Source organism: Paucibacter sp. KCTC 42545, from assembly GCF_001477625.1.
Classification (GTDB): domain Bacteria; phylum Pseudomonadota; class Gammaproteobacteria; order Burkholderiales; family Burkholderiaceae_C; genus Paucibacter_A.
This window is the reverse complement of the sequence record NZ_CP013692.1, coordinates 4,970,945-4,989,664: the sequence shown is the minus strand read 5'-3', so window position 1 is coordinate 4,989,664 and position 18,720 is coordinate 4,970,945. Positions and strand designations below refer to the sequence as shown.

The 18,720-nt window shown below is 65.2% G+C and carries 14 protein-coding genes; 9 read left to right on the top strand and 5 right to left on the bottom strand.

Going from position 1 to position 18,720, the window contains the following annotated elements:
- Positions 1-98 precede the first annotated feature (98 nt).
- Positions 99-3,650 carry an indolepyruvate ferredoxin oxidoreductase family protein gene (locus AT984_RS21340; RefSeq protein ID WP_058721821.1) on the top strand — a complete coding sequence of 1,184 codons (3,552 nt, stop codon included), beginning with the start codon at positions 99-101 and terminating at the stop codon, positions 3,648-3,650.
- On the opposite strand, the gene AT984_RS21335 is transcribed toward AT984_RS21340, so the two are convergent.
- Positions 3,647-4,849: an MFS transporter gene (locus AT984_RS21335; protein WP_058721820.1), complete on the bottom strand. Its 1,203-nt coding sequence runs from the start codon at positions 4,847-4,849 to the stop codon at positions 3,647-3,649. The two genes, AT984_RS21340 and AT984_RS21335, sit on opposite strands and share 4 nt — an antisense overlap.
- A gap of 59 nt (positions 4,850-4,908) precedes the next feature.
- Here AT984_RS21335 and AT984_RS21330 point away from each other — a divergent pair, with 59 nt between their 5' ends.
- On the top strand, positions 4,909-5,922 hold the full coding sequence (locus tag AT984_RS21330; protein WP_058721819.1) for a GlxA family transcriptional regulator: 1,014 nt from the start codon (positions 4,909-4,911) through the stop codon (positions 5,920-5,922).
- Here the strand turns inward: AT984_RS21330 and AT984_RS21325 are convergent.
- A complete protein-coding gene (locus AT984_RS21325) occupies positions 5,919-6,797 on the bottom strand; it encodes a VirK/YbjX family protein (protein WP_058721818.1) in 879 nt (292 codons plus the stop codon). The genes AT984_RS21330 and AT984_RS21325 overlap by 4 nt on opposite strands.
- Before the next feature lie 206 nt (positions 6,798-7,003).
- Between AT984_RS21325 and AT984_RS21320 the strand changes: the two genes are divergently transcribed.
- Complete coding sequence (locus AT984_RS21320; RefSeq protein ID WP_058721817.1) at positions 7,004-9,766, top strand: M16 family metallopeptidase; 2,763 nt, start codon at positions 7,004-7,006, stop codon at positions 9,764-9,766.
- On the opposite strand, the gene AT984_RS21315 is transcribed toward AT984_RS21320, so the two are convergent.
- Positions 9,759-10,673 (bottom strand): LysR family transcriptional regulator, encoded by a 915-nt coding sequence (locus AT984_RS21315; protein ID WP_058721816.1) that lies wholly within the window; start codon positions 10,671-10,673, stop codon positions 9,759-9,761. The genes AT984_RS21320 and AT984_RS21315 overlap by 8 nt on opposite strands.
- A gap of 167 nt (positions 10,674-10,840) precedes the next feature.
- Between AT984_RS21315 and AT984_RS21310 the strand changes: the two genes are divergently transcribed.
- A complete protein-coding gene (locus tag AT984_RS21310; RefSeq protein WP_197418347.1) occupies positions 10,841-11,701 on the top strand; it encodes an MBL fold metallo-hydrolase in 861 nt (286 codons plus the stop codon).
- A 1-nt stretch (position 11,702) separates the two neighbouring features.
- Here the strand turns inward: AT984_RS21310 and AT984_RS21305 are convergent, their stop codons facing one another.
- Positions 11,703-13,508, bottom strand: coding sequence for a hybrid sensor histidine kinase/response regulator (locus AT984_RS21305; protein WP_058721815.1), 1,806 nt, complete (start codon positions 13,506-13,508; stop codon positions 11,703-11,705).
- A 452-nt stretch (positions 13,509-13,960) separates the two neighbouring features.
- Positions 13,961-14,548, bottom strand: a complete 588-nt coding sequence (locus AT984_RS21300) for an HD domain-containing protein (protein WP_058721814.1) — start codon at positions 14,546-14,548, stop codon at positions 13,961-13,963.
- 185 nt (positions 14,549-14,733) lie between these two features.
- Here AT984_RS21300 and AT984_RS21295 point away from each other — a divergent pair, with 185 nt between their 5' ends.
- From AT984_RS21295 to AT984_RS21275, 5 genes are all read left to right on the top strand, one after another.
- Positions 14,734-15,294, top strand: coding sequence for a cytochrome b (locus AT984_RS21295; protein WP_058721813.1), 561 nt, complete (start codon positions 14,734-14,736; stop codon positions 15,292-15,294).
- A gap of 25 nt (positions 15,295-15,319) precedes the next feature.
- A complete protein-coding gene (locus tag AT984_RS21290; RefSeq protein WP_082680247.1) occupies positions 15,320-15,952 on the top strand; it encodes a YceI family protein in 633 nt (210 codons plus the stop codon).
- 87 nt (positions 15,953-16,039) lie between these two features.
- Complete coding sequence (locus AT984_RS21285) at positions 16,040-16,609, top strand: YceI family protein (RefSeq protein WP_058721812.1); 570 nt, start codon at positions 16,040-16,042, stop codon at positions 16,607-16,609.
- A gap of 233 nt (positions 16,610-16,842) precedes the next feature.
- On the top strand, positions 16,843-18,225 hold the full coding sequence (locus AT984_RS21280; RefSeq protein ID WP_058721811.1) for a sensor histidine kinase: 1,383 nt from the start codon (positions 16,843-16,845) through the stop codon (positions 18,223-18,225).
- A complete protein-coding gene (locus tag AT984_RS21275) occupies positions 18,222-18,665 on the top strand; it encodes a hypothetical protein (protein WP_058721810.1) in 444 nt (147 codons plus the stop codon). Before AT984_RS21280 ends, AT984_RS21275 begins: the two co-directional genes overlap by 4 nt.
- The last annotated feature ends 55 nt before the right edge of the window (positions 18,666-18,720 follow it).

Below are 18,720 nucleotides of genomic sequence, written 5' to 3'. Positions count from 1 at the left end.
AAAGCCGAGAACCGCGCCAGCCACGGTGCGCCGCCACAAGCGGTCAGCGCCCTCGAAGCTGCGCCAGCCACACCACCCCTGGAGCCCAAAGCCACATCATGAATGCACCCCTGCCCGACCATATCTTGCGTGCGCTAGAGACCGTCACGCTGGACGATAAATACGCGCTGGACAGCGGCCGAGCCTTCATGAGCGGGGTGCAAGCCCTGGTGCGCCTGCCGATGTTGCAACGCACTCGCGACGCGATGGTGGGCCTGAACACTGGCGGTTTCATCAGCGGCTACCGCGGCTCGCCGCTGGGCACTTATGACCAAGCGCTGCAGGCTGCGAAGAAGCATCTGGCCAAGCAGAACATCGTGTTCCAGCCCGGCGTCAATGAAGAACTGGGGGCCACCGCGGTGTGGGGCACCCAGCAGCTCGACCTCTTCCCCGAGAAGAACAAATTCGACGGTGTGTTCGGCATCTGGTACGGCAAGGGCCCGGGTGTGGACCGCTGCATCGACGTGTTCAAGCACGCCAATATGGCCGGCACCGCCAAGCATGGCGGCGTGATCGCGGTGGCGGGTGATGACCACATCGCCAAGAGCTCCACCGCCGCGCACCAGAGCGACCACGTGTTCAAGGCCGTGGGCTTCCCGGTGTTCTTCCCGACCAGCGTGCAAGACATTCTGGACATGGGCTTGCACGCGTTTGCGATGAGCCGCTTCTCGGGCCTGTGGTCGGGCTTGAAGACGATTCAGGAAATCGTCGAAAGCTCTTCGTCCATCAGCGTCGATCCGGACCGCGTCAAGATCATCATGCCGGAGGACTTCCAGATGCCCGAGGGCGGCCTGCACATCCGCTGGCCCGACGCGCCGCTGGAGCAGGAAAAGCGCTTGATGGATTACAAGTGGTATGCCGCCCTGGCCTATATCCGCGCCAACAAGCTGAACTACAACGTCATCGAAACCAAGCAAGACCGCTTTGGCCTGATCGCCAGCGGCAAGGCCTATAACGACACCCGCCAGGCCCTGCATGACCTGGGCCTGGATGACGACACCTGCCGCCGCCTGGGCATCCGCCTGCACAAGGTCAATGTGGTGTGGCCGCTGGAAGCCACCATCACACGCGACTTCGCCGAAGGCCTGCAAGAAATTCTGGTGATCGAAGAGAAGCGCCAGATGATCGAATACCAGCTCAAGGAAGAGCTGTACAACTGGCGCAGCGATGTGCGCCCGCATGTGCTCGGCAAGTTCGACGACCATGAAGGCGAAGGCGGCGAGTGGAGCCTGCCCAACCCGAGCAGCAACTGGCTGCTGCGCCCGCAAGCCGACCTGACGCCGGCCATCATCGCCCGCGCCATTGCCAAGCGCCTGAAGAAGCTGGGCGTGGATGCCGATGTGATGGCGCGACTGGATGCCCGCGTGGCCATCATCGACGCCAAGGAAAACGCCCTCAAGGCCGAGGAAAAGACCGCCGGCGGCGCCGACCGCACGCCCTGGTTCTGCAGCGGCTGCCCGCACAACACCTCCACCCGCGTGCCCGAGGGCTCGCGCGCCGTGGCCGGCATCGGCTGCCACTACATGGTCAGCTGGATGCCCGGCCGCAACACCGCCACCTTCACGCAAATGGGTGGTGAGGGCGTGCCATGGGTGGGCCAGTCGGCCTTCACGAACGAGAAGCACATCTTCGCCAATCTGGGCGACGGCACCTACTTCCACAGCGGCTTGCTGGCGATCCGCCAGAGCATCGCCGCCGGCGTCAACATCACCTACAAGATTCTCTACAACGACGCCGTTGCCATGACGGGCGGCCAGCAAGTCGGTGAGCGCGCCGAAGGCCACACCGTGCTGCAAATCATGCAAAGCGTGACGGCCGAAGGTGTGAGCAAGCTTTGCATCGTGACGGACGAACCGCAGAAATACCAAGGCGTGTCCCTGCTGGCCGGCGTGAGCGTGCATCACCGCGATGAGCTTGACGCCGTGCAGCGCCAGTTCCGCGAGATCCCCGGCACCAGCGTCATCATTTACGACCAGGTCTGCGCCACCGAAAAGCGCCGCCGCCGCAAGCGGGGCAAGCTGGTGGACCCGGTCAAGCGCGTGCTCATCAACGAGCTGGTGTGCGAGGGCTGCGGCGACTGCTCGGTGCAATCGAACTGCCTGTCGATCGAGCCGGTCGACACCGAATTCGGCCGCAAGCGTCAGATCAACCAGAACAGCTGCAACAAGGACTACAGCTGCGTCAAAGGCTTCTGCCCCAGCTTCGTCACCGTGGAAGGTGGCGAGCTCAAGAAGCCCAAGAAGGACAAGAAACTCAGCCCCTTCGACAGCGCCAAGCTCGGCGCCATTCCTCAACCCGTTGTGCCAAATGCCGAGAAGGCCTGGGGCATTGTGGTGGGCGGCGTGGGCGGCACCGGCGTCATCACCATCGGCCAATTGCTGGGCATGGCTGCGCACCTCGAAGGCAAGGGCGTGATCACGCAGGACGCGGCCGGTCTGGCGCAAAAGGGTGGCAGCACCTGGAGCCATATCCAAATCGCCAACAAGGCCGAAGACCTGCACTGCACCAAGGTCGGCACGGCCGAGGCCAAGCTGGTGATCGCCTGCGACTCCATCGTTGCCGCCAACAAGGCCACCCTGGCCGTGATGCGCGAGGGGCACACCTATGTGGCGCTGAACACCCACGGCTCACCCACGGCCAATTTGGTCAATGACGCCAACTGGTCATTCCCCGGCGCCGCTTGCGAAAGCGCCGTGCTGGCCGCCGTGGGCCAAAGCCATCTGGGCATGTTTGATGCTGAGGAAGTGGCCGTCAAGCTGGTGGGCGATTCGCTCTACACCAACCCGCTGATGCTGGGCTATGCCTGGCAGCAGGGCCGCATTCCGCTGAGCTATGCCGCACTGATGCGCGCCATCGAGCTCAACAATGTGCAGATCGACAACAACAAGATCGCCTTTGAATGGGGCCGCCGCTGCGCCCATGATCTGGCCGCCGTGCAGGCCTTGTTTGTGGCCACGCAGGTCATCAACATCGTCAAGCGCCCGGGCGTGGAAGAGCTGGTGAGCAAGCGCGTCGCCTTCCTGACCGACTACCAGAACGCCGCCTACGCCGCCGCCTACAAGGCCCTGGTCGACAAGGTGCAAGCCGCCGAGAAGCCGCTGGGCGGCAGCCAGCTGAGCGAGGCCGTGGCGCGCTATCTGTTCAAGCTGATGGCCTACAAGGACGAGTACGAAGTGGCCCGCTTGCACACCGACAAGCGCTTCACCGACAAGGTGGCCGCGCAGTTCGAGGGTGACTACAAAATCATCCACCACCTCGCGCCACCGCTGCTGGCCAAGAAGAACGAAAAGGGCGAGCTGGTCAAACAGCAGATGGGCGCCTGGATCCGCCCGGCCTTTGGCCTGCTGGCCAAGCTCAAGGGCTTGCGCGGCACGGCTTTCGACATCTTCGGCCACACCGAAGAGCGCAAGACCGAGCGCGCGCTGATTGCCGAGTACCGCGCCAGCATCGAAGCCATCCTTGCCAAGGGCCTGACGGCAGAGCGCCTCAAGCTGGCCGTGGACATCGCCCGCATCCCCGAGGAAATTCGCGGTTATGGGCATGTGAAGGAGCGCCACCTCAAGGCGGCTCGCGCCAAGTGGGCGAGCTTGATGGGGCAGTGGCAGGCTTAAGCGCTCGCCGCCAGCCGGCCGGCGCGCTGCTGCACCTGCCGCTGCCACAGGGTGGCGCCCACAGCCAAGGCCAGCAGCGGCAGCACCAGCAGATTGACTGCTGCCCAGCCCTGGCTGGCGTAGAGCGCGCCGGCAGCCAGTGACGCGCCCGCCACGGCCGCGAAGGTGATGAACTCACCCGCGGCCTGGGCGCGGGCCCGGTCCACGGCGGAGTCGGCCGCGAAGCCCTGGGCCAGCAAGCTGGTGCCGCCCACAAACATCAGGTTCCAAGCCAGGCCATTGAGCGCCAGCGCCATGCCGAAATGAAGCTGCGTCAGCCCCAGCAAGGCAGGCAAGGCAGCCAGGCCGAATAGCGCGGTGCCCAGCAGCAGCACTCGCCGCACACCCCAGCGCGCCACCAGCTTGCCGCTGAAGAAGCCCGGCGCAAACATGGCAAACAAATGCCACTGGATCACCGTGGCCGCTGCACCCACGCTCAGGCCGCAACCCAGCACAGCCAAGGGCGTGGCCGTCATCACAAACATCATCACGGCATAGGCCACCGCGCTATTGGCCACCGCCACGACGAAAGCCGGGCGGCTGACGATGCGCCGCCAGGGCGTGGCGGCCTGGCCGGCCGGCAAAGCGGGGGGCGCGGCCATTTGCAGCCTGACCAGCACCAGGCTAGAAACCAGCGCCAAACCCAGCACCGCCAGGTAGGAGCCGGCAAAGGTGTGCGGCCCCAGCGCGTCGCGCGCCCAGGCGGCCAGTGTGGGCCCCAGCACGGCCGCCAGCACGCCGCCGCCGATCACCAGGCCAATGGCCCTGGCCTTGAAGTCGGCCGCAGCTGCCTCGGTGGCCGCAAAGCGGTAGTACTGGGCGCTGGCCTGAAACAAGCCCTGGAACAGCATGGCCAAGCAAAACAGCGTGAAGCTGCCCCGCACGATGGCCCAGGCCGCCAGACCTCCGCCCACGCCGCCGGCCAAGGCGCCCAGCAGGAATAAGGGCTTGCGCCCCCAGCGCGCCATCGCCAGCGACACCGGGATGGTGCTGCAGGCCGTGGCTACCGTGACCAGGGCGAAAGGCAAGGTGGCCAGTGCCTGCGAGGGCGCCAGATTCAGGCCCACCAGGCCGGTCAGCGTCAGGCCGATGGCCGAGGCGCACACATAAAGGGCTTGGCACAAGACCAACAGCCAGACTTGCAGTTTGGATTCATTCATGCGCCCAGTCTAGGCAGGCGTAGCATGTCTGTTCTGACAACATCACCGCAAATTCAGCCATGCCCGAAACTCAAGCCAACACGGCCGCTCGGCGCAGCCGCGTCATCGTGCTGCTGGCCTACGAGGGCTGCCAGTCGCTCGACGTGACGGGCCCCTGGGAGGTCTTCACCAAGGCCGCGCAGTTCAGCGCCCGCGAGGGCCAAGCACCGGCTTACCGGCTGATCTTGGCCTCGCCCAAGGGCGGCACGGTGCGCTGCAACTCGGGGCTGAGCTGGGCCGACTCCGTCCCCATTGCCGAGCTGCGCGGCAGCATCGACACCTTGCTGGTGGCAGGCGGCGACGAGCAGGCCTTCGATACCGGCGGCACGGCCCATGCCCTGCTGCCCTGGCTGCGCCGCAAGGCCCGGGTGGTGCGGCGCGTCGGCAGCGTGTGCACGGGTGCATTTGCTTTGGCGGGCGCGGGTTTGTTGGAGGGCCGGCGCGCCACCACGCATTGGCGCTCCTGCGCGGCCTTGGCGCGGCAATACCCTGGCATTGCGTTGGAGCCCGACGCCATCTTTGTGGCCGACCCGCCGTTCTACAGCTCGGCCGGCATCTCGGCCGCGATTGATCTGGCCCTGGCCTTGGTGGAGGCCGATCTGGGTCAGGCGGTGGCACTCGCGGTGGCGCGTGACCTGGTGCTGTACTTGCGCCGGCCGGGCGGGCAATCGCAGTTTTCAGCCGGCCTGCAGGCGCAGACGCGGGCCAGCCATCGCTTCCGGGATCTGCTGAGCTGGATGCATGAACATCCGCAAGCTGACTTGGGCGTGGCGGAATTGGCCCAGCGCGTGGCCATGAGCGAGCGCCACTTTGCGCGCCAGTTCCGGCAGGAAACCGGGCAGACCCCGGCGCGCTTTGTGGAGGCGATGCGGCTGGACTGCGCCAAAAGCCATCTGGAACAAACGCCCTGGCCGCTGGCCCGGGTGGCGCACAAGGCCGGCTTCGGTTCGGTGGACAGCTTGCAGCGCAGCCTCAAGCGCCATGCCGGCATCACGCCGGAGCAATACCGGCAGCGCTTTTCCAGGCAGGCCTAGGCTTTTGCGTTGCTGCTGCGCGCCGTGTTCAGGCTGAGCGCCAGGCCTTCGAACATCGCTTCCAGCAGGGCCAGCTTCTTACGCGCTTCCGAGCGCTTTTTGGAGGCGATGGCCTCAATGTCGATGAAGGGCTTGTCCAGCGCGCTCAGCTCGTAATTGCCGTCAGCACGCTGCACCGCCTCCATCTCCGTCCACATCTGGTCGTAATTGGAGGTGATGTGCCAGCGCCGCCACAGATTGATGCTGATGCGGTTGTGGTTGCTGACCAGCAGCACTTTTGAGCAGCCCAGCAAATGGGCGAAATGCCTGGCCGCCAGCACCAGCAAGCCGGCCGGGCGGGTGCTGTAGAGATCTTTGGTGGCTTCGCGCACCAACTCGCGGGCCTGATCGGTGGCCTTGCCTTGCAGGCGACCCAGCATCAGGCAGGGCTGCCCGTCTTCTTCGAACACCACCAGGGAAGCGGCAAAAATGTACTCACCCTTGTAGACCAAGCGCAGGCACAACTCGCCTTCACGGTGACCTTCGTGAATGGCGCTCAGCTCCAGCGCCATGCTGGCGCCGGACTTGCACTCCAGCTGCACCAAGGGCTGCGGCTGCTGCGAGGCGTCACGCACCCAGTCGCTCAGACCGAAGTCGCTCAGGAAGCGGTAATGCGCAATCAAGACATCAACCCGCTTGGCGCAGCTCAGGCGGTTCGACAAATAGGGGCGGTAGATCTTGCTGTGCGCGAAGGGGAACTGCGCCAGCTTGTCTTGCAGGATCTCGTTCTGGCCGACGAACTGCAGCCAGCGCCGCGTTTGCCGCGGGTGCAAAAGGCTGCCGATGAGAATCTTGGCGCGATCCTTGGGCTTGAGGGCAACCGGTTTTGAGTTCATGCAGGCGCTGACGGGGGCTGAGGCAAATAGGCGCTGGGCGGATGCCTCGCGCGGTGTTGAATTGTCCCTGACTTTGCCGGCGCTGCGGGTGGGCCGCCGGTTTGATTTCGCCGGGCCCTGATCGCCATCGCCGATGGCTGTGCCGCAAGGCAGCCAAGCTCGCCTGCTACGCTTGCCGCCTCCGCCATCTTTTCGCTCATCACTGCATGCCCGGGCCCTCCTCCAACCTCTCCGTCACCAAGCCGCTGCGGCTGCTGTTCTTGAGCCTGAGCTTGCTGCAGCCTGCAGCGTCGGCCTGGGCCGCGCCGCAATTGCAGGCCAGCGCCGAAGGCATCAGCGAATACCGCCTGGCCAACGGCCTACAAGTGCTGCTGGCGCCCGACAACTCCAAGCTCAGCACCCACGTCAATATGACCTACCGGGTCGGCGCCAAGCATGAGAACTACGGCGAAGCCGGCCTGGCGCATTTGCTGGAGCACATGATCTTCAAAGGCACGCCGCGCCACCCCAACCCCTGGGCGGATTTCGGCCGCCTGGGCATCAATGCCAATGCCAGCACCGGGCACGACCGCAGCAATTACTTCGCCAGCTTCGCCGTCGATGAGGCCAAGCTGCGCTGGCTGCTGGCCTGGCAGGCCGATGCCATGCACAACAGCCTGATCCGCCAGTCTGACCTGGATGCCGAGATGAGCGTGGTGCGCAGCGAGATGGACATCAGCGACGGTGATCTCGACTTCAACCTGGAATCGCACGCCTTGGCCGCCATGTACCAGTGGCACAGCTATAAGCGCCCGGTGATCGGCACGCGCAGCGATGTAGAACACATCAAGGCCAGCCAGCTGCGCCAGTTCTATCACCGCTACTACCAGCCCAGCAATGCCACGCTGATCATCAGCGGCAGCTTCGAGCCCGCCAAAGCGCTGGCCTGGGTGCAGCAAAGCTTTGGCGCCCTGCCGGCGGGGCCCGGCGCCCCGGCACCGCGCCACACCCTGGAAGCCGCGCAGGACGGCGAACGCAGCGTGGTGATCCGCCGCAGCGGCGGCGTGGCTGCGCTACGAGCGGCCTATCACGCCACGGCCGCCGCGCACCCGGACTATGCAGCCATCGAGCTGCTGCAAACCATCCTCAGTGCCGCCCCCGGCGGGCGGCTGGCCCAACGCCTGGTGAGCGAGCGCAAGCTAGCAAGCCGCATCAGCGCCAGCAATGAGCTGCGCGCCGAGCCCGGCGTGATGATGCTCACCGCAGAGCTGGCCGCAGGCGCCGAGCCTGCCGAGTTGCAGCGCGAGATGCTGCAGGTGCTGGAACAAGAACTGAGCACCAGCCCCGTCACCGCGACAGAGTTGCAGCGCGCCAAGACCCGCTGGCTCAACCAGTGGGAGCAGCAGTTCGCCGATGCCGAGAGCCTGAGCCTGGCCTTGTCCAACGCCGTGGGCCAGGGCGACTGGCGGCTCTACTTTCTGCTGCGCGACCGCGTCAAGGCGCTGAGCCTGGCCGAGCTGCAACGCGTGGCCCGCGAGCGCCTGCTGCCCGCCAATCGGACCCTGGTGCTTTACCTGCCGACCGAGCAGCCCCAGCGCGCGCCCAAGCCCAGCTTCGTCGATGCGCGCCAGGCCCTGCGCGACTTCACCCCCGGCCCGGCACCCGCCGCCATGCCCGCCTTTGACAGCCGACCTGCCGAGATGGAGCGCCTGACCCAGCGCAGCCAGCTGCCCGGCGGCATGCGCCTGGCCCTGCTGCCCAAGCCCACACGCGGCGGCATGCTGGAGTCAACGCTTGTGCTGCGCATGGGTGATGCCAACAATCTGCGCGGCCAGGCGGCGGTGGCGGAACTGCTGGCCGGCCTGCTGGGCAAGGGCACGCAAAGCCTGGACACCCAAGCCCTCAGCGACCGCATGGACGCCTTGAAGATGAGCTTGCAGATCAGCGCCGAGGCCGATCGCCTGACGCTGAATTGGCGCAGCCAGCGCCAGCATGCCGCTGCCGCCGTGCTGTTGGTGGCCGAGGTCTTGCGTCGGCCCTTGTGGCAGCAGACGCTGCTCGATGAGGTGCGCGCGCAGCTGCTGGGCAATCTGCAGGCGCAGCGCAATGACCCGGAGCTATTGGCCGCGAATGCGCTGGCTCAGTCGCTGAGCCCTTGGCCACGCGGCGATGTGCGCCATGCCCGCAGCTTTGACGAGATGGCGGCCGATCTGCAGGCCGTCAGCCTGGATCAGCTGCGCGGCTTTCACCAGCGCTTTTACGGCAGCACGCATGCGCAGTTCGCCGCCGTGGGCGACTTTGATCCCGCCGAGCTGAGCGCGGCCCTGCAACAAGCGCTGGGCGACTGGCAGGCGCCCGCCGCCTACGCCGCCCTGCCGCGCCCGCTGGCCGATGCCGCAGCAAGTGCCGAGGCCGGTGCGCCGCAAGCGCCTCAACAGCTGCAGCTCGCCGACAAGCGCAATGCCGCCCTGCTGGCGCGCCTGGACCTGGCGGTCAACGATGAGCACGCCGATCACGCGGCCTTATTGGTGGCAAACCTGATCCTCGGCGGCAGCAGCGATTCACGCCTGTGGAAACGCATCCGCGAGCGCGAAGGCCTGTCCTACAACGTCTGGTCTTACTGGCGCTGGGGTGGGCCGGACCTCAATAGCGTCTGGCATCTGGGCGCCTTGTTCGCCCCGCAGCAGCGCGTGCAGCTGGAGCTAGCCCTGCGGGAAGAGGTTCGCCAACTCAGCCAACAAGGCGCCAGCGCGGCCGAGTTGCGCAGCGCCCAGCAAGCCCTGCTGGGTGAGCGGCGCCTGGCCCGCATGCAAGACGCCCACCTGGCCGCCAGCCTGGCCAGCGGCCTGTATCGCGGCCACAGCCTGCTGCGCGCCCAAGCGCTGGACGAAGCCATCCAAGCACTCACGTTGGCGCAGCTCAACACCGCCTTGCAACGGCATTTGCGCGTCGATGCCCTGCGCCTGGCCTACGCGGGCGAGATCAATTAGCGCCGACATCCCAGAACGGCAACTCCGCATCGAAGCGCTGCGCCAGGAAGTCGATAAAGCTGCGCAGCAGCGCCGGCTGGTAGCGCCGGCTGGTGTAGACCGCATGCAGGCCCAGGCATTCGGGCTCATGCTCGGGCAGCACGCGCTGCAACTCGCCGCTGGCCAGAAAAGGCCCGGCCAGATAAGTCGGCAACAAAGCGATGCCGCCCCCGGCCAGCGCGGCACGCAGCAGCGTCACGCTGTCATTCGCGCTCAGGCGGATCTGCGGCAGGCTGGCCACCACGCGCTCGCCGCCGCGCTGCAAGCGCCAGGCATCGGGGCTGTAAAGCTGGTGCGCCATGCAAGCGTGATCCATCAAATCGGCCGGTGATTGCGGCTGGCCCTGCGCGGCCAGATAGGCCGGTGCCGCGCAAATCGCGGAGCGGCACCAGGTCAAGCGCCGGGCAATCAGCTGCGGGTCGAGTTGATTGCTGATGCGCAGGGCCAGATCGATGCGGTCTTCCACCAGATTAACCGCGCGCTCCTGCACCAGCACCTCGATGCGGGTTTGCGGGTGCTGGCGCAGAAAGTCCACCACCGCCGGCGCCAGCGGACCTTGGGCAAACGAGGCACTGGCGCTGACGCGCAACTGCCCCTGCACCGTCTGCTGGTGATTGCCGGCCGCCAGCAGGGTTTCGTCGGCCAAGGCCACCATCTGCCGGCAGGACGACAAGGCTTGCGTGCCGGCCTCCGTGAGGCTGAGGCGCCGGGTGCTGCGCTGCAAGAGCCGGGCGCCCAACCACTGCTCCAGCGCCTCCAAGTGGCGCGAGGCCATGGCGCGCGACATCTGCAAATGCTCGGCCGCCGCGGTCAGGCTGCCGCGCTCCACCACCTCAACAAACAACTGCATGGCCCGCAATCTGTCCATGGTCACCGCCTTGATTTGCTCGATTTATGAAACAAACAGTCTATCCAATCGCTGTTTATCTTGAGATTCAGAGCAAATAAAGTTCATCCATCGCAACACAACTGATTGGACAGACCATGTTTTCGACCCAAAACCCAAGCCTGCGCCGCCTGCTGAAGTCCTTCGGCATGGGCGCCCTGTTCGCCGCCACCTTGAGCGCCGTGCAGCCCGCCGCCGCCGCTGAGCCCGCAGCGCTGACGCTGACCGTGATCAACCACGGCCCGGCCAGCTTCCATGTCAACTCGGTGCTGGTCAGCGGGGCCAAGGAAGCCGTGCTGCTGGACACCGGCTTCACCCGTGCCGACGCCCTGCGCGTGGCCGCCGCCGTGCTGGACAGCGGCAAGAAGCTCAGCACCATCTACATCTCGGCTGCCGACCCGGACTACTACTTCGGCCTGGAAGTGCTGCACGCCGAATTCCCTGACGCCAAGATCGTGGCCAGTGCCGCGACGCTGAAAAAGATTGAAGCCTCGGTGAAGGGCAAAGTGCAGTTCTGGGGCCCCAAGCTGGGTGGCAACGCGCCGCGCCAACCGGTGCTGCCCGAGGCCATGACGGGTGAGACCCTGACGCTGGAAGGCCAGAGCCTGGAAGTGCGCGGCCTGCACGACAGCCTGGCGCATCGCAGCTATGTGTGGATCCCGTCCATCCAGGCCGTGGTGGGCGGCGTCAACATCTTCGGCGGCCTGCACGCCTGGACCGCCGACACCCAGACCAGCGCCTCCCGCGCCGACTGGGTGGCCAAGATCGACGCCATCAGCGCGCTCAAGCCCGTCACCGTGGTACCCGGCCATATGCTGCCCGGCACCGCCCAAGACGCCTCCTCGCTGCGCTACACCCGCGACTATCTGGTCCGCTTCGAATCCGAGTTGCCCAAGGCCAAGGACGCCGCCAGCTTGATCGAAACCATGAAGACCGCCTATCCGCAAGCCGGGCTGGGCATCGCCCTGGACATCGGCGCCAAGGTCAACAAGGGTGAGATGAAGTGGTAAGTTAGGCGCTTACGGCTGCTGGTGCAGCCTCAACAGGCATGGCCAGCGCGGACTTGATCGCGCTCAGCAGCTGCGCCTCCAGCACCGGCTTGTGCAGCACCAGCAAGCCGGCGTCATGCGCCTCGCGCAAACGCTCGGGGCAGGTGTCGCCGGTGATCAGGATGGCAGGCAGCTGCGGCAAGGCGCTGCGCAAGGAACGCAGTGCCTGCAGCCCTTCCTCGCCGCCCTGCAGGCGCAGATCGGTCAGCACGATGTCGGGCCGGCGCTGCAGGCTAGTCAATACCGCCTCGCGGGCGGTGCTGGCCAGGCTGACTTCGGCACCATGGCTGTTCAGCAAAGCCTGCATGGCCTGGCGCACCGGCGCTTCGGCCTCCAGCACCAGCACATGCACATGGGGCAGTTGCGCCAATGCGGAGGCCGCACCGGCCTCGCCGCCTAGCGCGGCGGAGGGCAAGGCGGAACTGGCCACCGCCACGCTGAGGCTGAAGCAACTGCCCTCACCGGGTTGCGAGCTCAAGTCGAGGTGCAAGTCCAGCAAATCGACCAAACGGCTGACGATGGACAAGCCCAGGCCCAGACCCTTGGCGCGATCACGCTCCGGGTTGCCGACCTGATAGAACTCTTCGAAGACCTGACTCTGTTCGGGCAAGGCAATGCCCACACCGGTGTCGCAGACATCAATGCGCCACAAGCCCGATTCGCCACTGCCCGCTTGCACCACGTTCACATCGACATGGCCCTGCTCGGTGTACTTGATGGCGTTGTCGATCAGATTGCGCAGCACCCGCTCCAGCAAGACCGGATCGGTGTCCACATACGCATCCGGCGGGCAATTCAGGCCAAGGGCCAAACCCTTGGCCGCCGCGGCGGTGCGCATTTCCTGGCACAGGCGCTGCAAGGTCTGGGCGAGTGAAACGCATTGGCTATTGACAGGCACCACTTGCGCATCGAGCTTGGAAATGTCCAGCAAGGCGTCCATCTGCGCGGTCAGCGATTGCACGGCCTGATTCATCTGGCTGGCAATCGACGAAGTGGCCGCATCCAGGGGCCGCCGAACCAGGGCCGAACCGAACAGCGACAAGGTGTGCATGGGCTGGCGCAAGTCGTGGCTGGCCGAGGCCAGAAAGCGGGTGCGTGATTGCATCGCCGCCTGCGCCTGCTGCAGTGCCAAGCTGAGCTGCTGATTGCTCTTGGCCTGGGCCAGACGGATCATCACCGAATCCACGAACACCCGGTGGCCATCGCGCGCCATCACGGCCAAGACGCCCGCAAAGCCAAGGATCAGCACACCCAAGGCCCAGTCCATCCACCACAGCTGATGCGAGGCCGAATGGAAAAACCAGGCCAGGCTGTTGAGCAAGGACAGCGGCAGCATGAACACCAGCAAGACCGGCCAGTAGCCGGCCGTGGACGCCACCGCACCCGCGCACAAGCCCAGCAAGAGGATGGTTTGCACCATGCGCTCGTAGTCACTCATCCAGGGCGTGAACAGCAGGGTGAGGCAGAACAGCAGGCCGCACAAACCGCTCAGGCCGGTCACCCAGCTCAGGCGCTTGCGCACGCTCAGCTGATGCAGATCGGGCAGCAGGCCCAGCACATACCAACGCAGTGCCAGCACCGCCAACACCGCCAGCACCCAGGCCGCGCTCAGCGCTTGCGTGACCGAAGAATTGCCGTAGGCCGCAATCGCGCCGAGCAGCACGGCGCTGAGCCCCACCGGCACGGGCATGCGTCGGCCCTGGCGTGCCAGGAAACGGAGCAATTCCTCATCGACCGCTAGTTGCTCTTGCGAGCGATTCGAATTCATGACAGGTCCCAAACAAGCGCTCTCGGCGCCTCGCGCGCGCGGCTGAGCGCCGCACTTTGCAAAGCCACCGAGCATACTGCCCAGGTCAGCCCGCAGGACTTGGGCAGACACCCTAGTTTGGGTGGCCAAACGCGCCCATCGAAGGTGAATACTAACGATCCAAGTCGGCGCAGCGAAAACTGGGCCCCAGCACTGCGTTTCACTCGCTCGCGGGGCGCATTGCGCACGCAAAACCAAGGCCTGCCGCACGAACGGTCGGCACAAAAAACTAAGCCGACAATCGCCACCCTTGCGGGCTTTGATTGTCGGCATAGCACTCCTCCCCTCGATCAACACGCCGAGGTCCAGGCGGCGTGTCAATCTGGTGCCCAGTATTCCCGGCGCTTGGCGCCACCGCTATCCCTCTCAAGAGGGATGCCGAAAGACATGGGTCTGCGCAAACGGGGCTCGCCTCAGGCAACAGCCACGCGTTTGACTTGTTGGCTGTCCCTTAAAACTGCGTCAAGCAGGTCCAGGTAATAGGCCAGCGGCGGCGTGCGCTTGCCGGGGTGTTTGGCCAGATCGTCCCAGCGGCGCAGCTGCAAGGCCCGGCTGGCATGCGGCTGGGCCAGGAAGAGCAGGCGCTCTTCGGCATTCATCGGCCCGCCCTGCAAAGCCAGTGAATGGCGCGAGGCCAGCGACAAGCTCTCGCCATAGCTTTCATCCGTGGCCACCAGATAGCGCTTGGCCTGCACATGCAGGCTGATCGGCTCCAGCACAGCGGGGCCAAAGCCTCCACCTGAAAGAAAAGTTAGTGCCCGTAGCTCATGGTGATCATTGCGTAAGGCGTCCTCGGCCGCGCCATCCAGCAGCTGGCCCAAGTCATGCAACAGCGCTGCGGCCACCAGGGTGTTGTCGGCGTGTGCCCATTCGGCCAGTTGTGCGCACTGCAGTGCGTGGGCCAGCGCAGTCACCGCCTCCCGGCGGGCCAGATGTTCGCCGCTGTAAAGCGTGGCACCTCGGCGCTCGAACAAGGCCTCGATCTTGCAAACAATATCCATCACTCAACCCCTTAACTGCAGCCGCTATCTTGTGCTGCCGCCTGTGACCAGGGCATGACATGCCCGCAGCTGGCTCAGGGGTGTTCAAATTCACTGAACCTTGGCGTCAAGCGGGGTGAATCCGCGCTCAGGCGTCAGGGCTCACACTAGCGTCAAGTCAACACCGCTCAGACAGGATCTTCGCCATGCGTCATCAGATCGCCACGTCCTCAGCCGCCACCCGCTACAGCGCCCCCGCGATTGCCCTGCACTGGCTGCTGGCGGTGGCGATTGTGGGCGCCTTCGGCATGGGCTTGTACATGGCGGATCTGCCCTTCTCCCCCAATCGGCTGAAGCTCTACAACTGGCACAAATGGGCTGGCGTCACCATCCTGGCCCTGTCGGCCTTGCGCCTGCTCTGGCGCTTGAGCCACAAACCACCGGCCGACTTGCCCATGCCGCGCTGGCAGGCTTTTGTGGCCCACATCACCCACGGCCTCTTGTACGCGCTCTTTTTCGCCGTGCCCCTGGTCGGCTGGGCCTATAGCTCCGCAGCAGGCTTCCCCATCGTGTGGTTCGGCGTGATCCCGCTGCCGGATTTCGTCCCCAAGGACAAAGCCCTGGCCGACCTGCTCAAGGACGCCCATGAACTGCTGGCCTGGGCGATGGCCTTGCTGGTCGTGCTGCATGTGGGCGGCGCGCTGAAACACCACTTCATCGACCGGGACGGTCTAGTCCAGCGCATGCTGCCCGGCCGTGGCCGTTGAACCTACTCGTTGTCCAAGGAGTCCTATGAACACCGCCCGATTTTTGCGCCGCTCCGCCCTGAGCGCACTCGCCTTGAGCAGCGCCCTGCTGCTGCCCGCCTTTGCCGCCCAGGCCCAAGCCAAGCCAGCCGCCGCGCCGGCTGCTGCTGCCGCGGCGCCAATTCAGTTCCTGGCCGCCCAGAGCGAGCTGAGCTTCATCAGCAAGCAAATGGGCGTGCCGGTGGACGGCCACTTCAAGCGCTTTGACGCTCAACTCGCCTTCGACCCGAAGAAGCCGGAAGCCGGCCGGGTCAGCTTCACCATCGATCTGGCCAGCGTCAGCCTGGGCGCGGCCGAATTTGATGCTGAATTGGCCAAGCCGGCCTGGTTTGACAGCAAGAAGCTGCCCCAAGCCAACTTCCAGAGCAGCGCCATCAAAGCCATCGGCGGTGGCAAGTTTGAAGTCAGCGGCAAGCTGAGCATCAAGGGCCAGAGCCGCGACATCGTCGTTCCCATCACCCTGACGCAATCGGGCAAGCTGAGCACTGCCACCGGCAGCTTTGTGCTCAAGCGCCTGGAATTCAAGATCGGCGACGGCGAATGGGCCGACACCTCCATGGTGGCCAACGAAGTGCAAGTGAAGTTCAAGCTGGCCTTCAACGGCGTGGCCGCGCTTTAACTGCTCCGCCTCATTTAATCGATTTCTCTCAGTTCGTTTTCCCTCGCACCACCCCAAGCAACGCTCTCAATCAAGAAAGAACCATCCATGAAGACAGCAGCATTTTTCATCGCCGCACTGAGCCTGTGCGGCCTGGCCCAAGCGGAACCCGCCACCTACACGATCGAACCCACCCACACCTTCGTGACCTACGAGATCTCGCACTTCGGCACCTCGACCAACCGCGGCCGCTTTGACAAGAAGGAGGGCACGGTTCAGCTCGACAAGGCCGCCAAGACCGGCAAGGTCGAGATCAGCTTCGACATCGCCTCGGTGAACACCGGCGTGCCCGGCATGAACAAGCATCTGCAAGGCGACGACTTCTTCTCGTCCGACAAGTTCCCCACCGCCAAGTTCGTTGGCGACAAGTTCAGCTTCAACGGCGACAAGGTCAGCGAAGTGCAAGGCCAGCTGACCCTGAAGGACAAGACCGCGCCGGTGACCCTCAAGGCCACCAACTTCAACTGCTACCAAAGCCCCATGCTCAAGCGCGAAGTTTGCGGTGGCGACTTTGAAGCCGTGATCGACCGCACCCAGTGGGGCATCGACTACGGTCTGGCTTACGGCTTCCCCAAGAACGTCAAGCTGATCATCCAAGTCGAAGCCATCAAGCAGTAATTGCCGAAGAGCAGGCGGAGCCGCGCGCAGCGCCTGCACCGCCGGCAAGGCCAAGCCGAGGCCCGTCCCCCTGCACAGGGGCACGGGCCTTGTTTTTTGTCGGCAGGGCGCCACGGACTATCGCCCGGATCTGCATTTCAGCCGTTTGGCGCCACAGCGCATCGCCTGCACCGGGCTGAGTCCGCTCGGCTTGCGTACAGTGCGAACAAACGACGAAGCTAGGTCCCCACCCCATGAACGCTGCCCCCCTGTCCCCAACAATCTACGCGCGCTGGCAAACTTTTGCCAAAGCCGTGGTGGCGGGTTTCCACGTTTATGCCAGCTGGCTGGTCAGCATCAGCTGGCGGCGCTTTGTGGTCTTGTCTCTGGCCCTGATCATCGCGGCCAATATCCTGCAAGACCTGCCGCCTTTCACCTGGCGCATCAACGAGCAAGTGCTGTTTGACGAGCCCGTCAGCCCGCCCGAACCACCGGCGCCGACCAGCAGCAAGCACAGCAAACCCAGCCCCAAGTTCGATAAGCCCATCCACTACGAGATCAGCATCGACGACAAGGGCGTGCGCATCACCCCGCGCAAGGGCGCAGCGCCGGCGGCTGCCGCCAGTGGGGGTGCATCAGCGGCCTCGGGCAATGAAGGCGAAGTCGACGACAGCATGCCCGGCGTGCGCATCGACCTGCCCAAGGGCGCCAACACCGAGGAGATTCGCGGGGCCATCGAAGAGGCGCAGCAAAGCATCGAGGAATCCGTCAAGGACGCCCGAGAAGCCGCCCAACAAGCCGCACGAGAAGCCCGGGACGCCGTGCGCGAAGCCACCCGCAGCACCCGCAAGCGCACCACGGTGATCAGCCTGGGGGACTTTCTGTCCAATCTCTCGGTCTTGCTGGTGCTGGCATCGGCCATCATCAAGATCACTTACAAGGGTCGCATCCAGGCCGAGGTCAAGGCCGCACAAGCGACCGAGACGGCCGAGGCCGAGTCGCTCAAGCGCCAGGTGGTGGAAGCCCGCATGGCCGCCATGCAAGCCCAGGTGGAGCCGCACTTTCTGTTCAATACCCTGGCTTCGATCGATCACTTGATCGAAACCGACCCGCCGCGCGCCTCCATCATGCAGAAGAACCTGATCGCCCTGCTGCGTGCCTCCATGCCCACCATGCGCGAGGCCAATGCCTCCGGCGTGCGCGACCTGGGCCGCGAGCTGGCCGTCATCAAGCCCTATCTGGAAATTCTGAAGGTGCGCATGGAAGAGCGCCTGCACACCGTGATCGATGTGCCCGACGGCCTGCTGTCCGCCGAGTTCCCGCCCATGATGATGCAAAGCCTGGTGGAAAACGCCATCAAGCATGGCCTGGAGCCCAAGGCCGAGGGCGGCACCTTGACCGTCAAGGCCGAGATCCTGCACGGCAAGCTGGCCGTCAGCGTGGCCGACACGGGCCTGGGCTTCGGCCGCGCGGCCACCGCCGGCACCGGCGTGGGCCTGGCCAATATCCGCGAACGCCTGAACCTGCTGTACGGCGCCAAAGCCGCCGTGTCCATTACAGAAAACCAACCCTCGGGTTGCGTGGTGTGTATCACCGTGCCCTACCGCAGCCGAGGCTATGAGGGAGCGCAAGCATGAGAGCGATTGGCAATGCCTTCAAGATCTTGATCATTCTGGCCATCGGCATGGCGCTGCTGGCCATGTTGACCGGCGGCGCGCTCTGGCAGGCCTTCTCAGACATGCCGGGCATCCACGTCACCGTCAACGGCCAGGAGCTGAGCTTTGAGGGCAGCGACTTCTTCGGTGACAGCGTCAGCGCCTTGGCCATCTGCGTGCTGGCGGGTGTGGTGATTTGCATCGCCCTGCCCTTGGTGCTGCTGTTAAGTCTGGGCCTGCCGCTGCTGATCCTCGGCCTGGTACTGGGTGCCGTGCTGCTGGGTGCTTTGAGCCTGGGCAGCTTGCTGGCCTCGCCGGTGCTGGTGATGCTGCTGCTTTTGTGGCTGCTGCTGCGCTCGCCGAAGAAGGCGGCGCCGCCCTCGCCGCTCGCTAGGCCTGCCAATCCCACCAAAGCAGGCTGATTCAGTCAGAATCCACAGCCTGCTTGCCTGCCAGTGTGGACCGCCACACTCACCT

Coding starts and splice junctions, on each gene's coding strand:
- AT984_RS21340 (WP_058721821.1), top strand. CDS start 99: ATGAATGCACCCCTGCCCGACCATATCTTGCGTGCGCTAGAGACCGTC.
- AT984_RS21335 (WP_058721820.1), bottom strand. CDS start 4,849: ATGAATGAATCCAAACTGCAAGTCTGGCTGTTGGTCTTGTGCCAAGCC.
- AT984_RS21330 (WP_058721819.1), top strand. CDS start 4,909: ATGCCCGAAACTCAAGCCAACACGGCCGCTCGGCGCAGCCGCGTCATC.
- AT984_RS21325 (WP_058721818.1), bottom strand. CDS start 6,797: ATGAACTCAAAACCGGTTGCCCTCAAGCCCAAGGATCGCGCCAAGATT.
- AT984_RS21320 (WP_058721817.1), top strand. CDS start 7,004: ATGCCCGGGCCCTCCTCCAACCTCTCCGTCACCAAGCCGCTGCGGCTG.
- AT984_RS21315 (WP_058721816.1), bottom strand. CDS start 10,673: ATGGACAGATTGCGGGCCATGCAGTTGTTTGTTGAGGTGGTGGAGCGC.
- AT984_RS21310 (WP_197418347.1), top strand. CDS start 10,841: ATGGGCGCCCTGTTCGCCGCCACCTTGAGCGCCGTGCAGCCCGCCGCC.
- AT984_RS21305 (WP_058721815.1), bottom strand. CDS start 13,508: ATGAATTCGAATCGCTCGCAAGAGCAACTAGCGGTCGATGAGGAATTG.
- AT984_RS21300 (WP_058721814.1), bottom strand. CDS start 14,548: ATGGATATTGTTTGCAAGATCGAGGCCTTGTTCGAGCGCCGAGGTGCC.
- AT984_RS21295 (WP_058721813.1), top strand. CDS start 14,734: ATGCGTCATCAGATCGCCACGTCCTCAGCCGCCACCCGCTACAGCGCC.
- AT984_RS21290 (WP_082680247.1), top strand. CDS start 15,320: ATGAACACCGCCCGATTTTTGCGCCGCTCCGCCCTGAGCGCACTCGCC.
- AT984_RS21285 (WP_058721812.1), top strand. CDS start 16,040: ATGAAGACAGCAGCATTTTTCATCGCCGCACTGAGCCTGTGCGGCCTG.
- AT984_RS21280 (WP_058721811.1), top strand. CDS start 16,843: ATGAACGCTGCCCCCCTGTCCCCAACAATCTACGCGCGCTGGCAAACT.
- AT984_RS21275 (WP_058721810.1), top strand. CDS start 18,222: ATGAGAGCGATTGGCAATGCCTTCAAGATCTTGATCATTCTGGCCATC.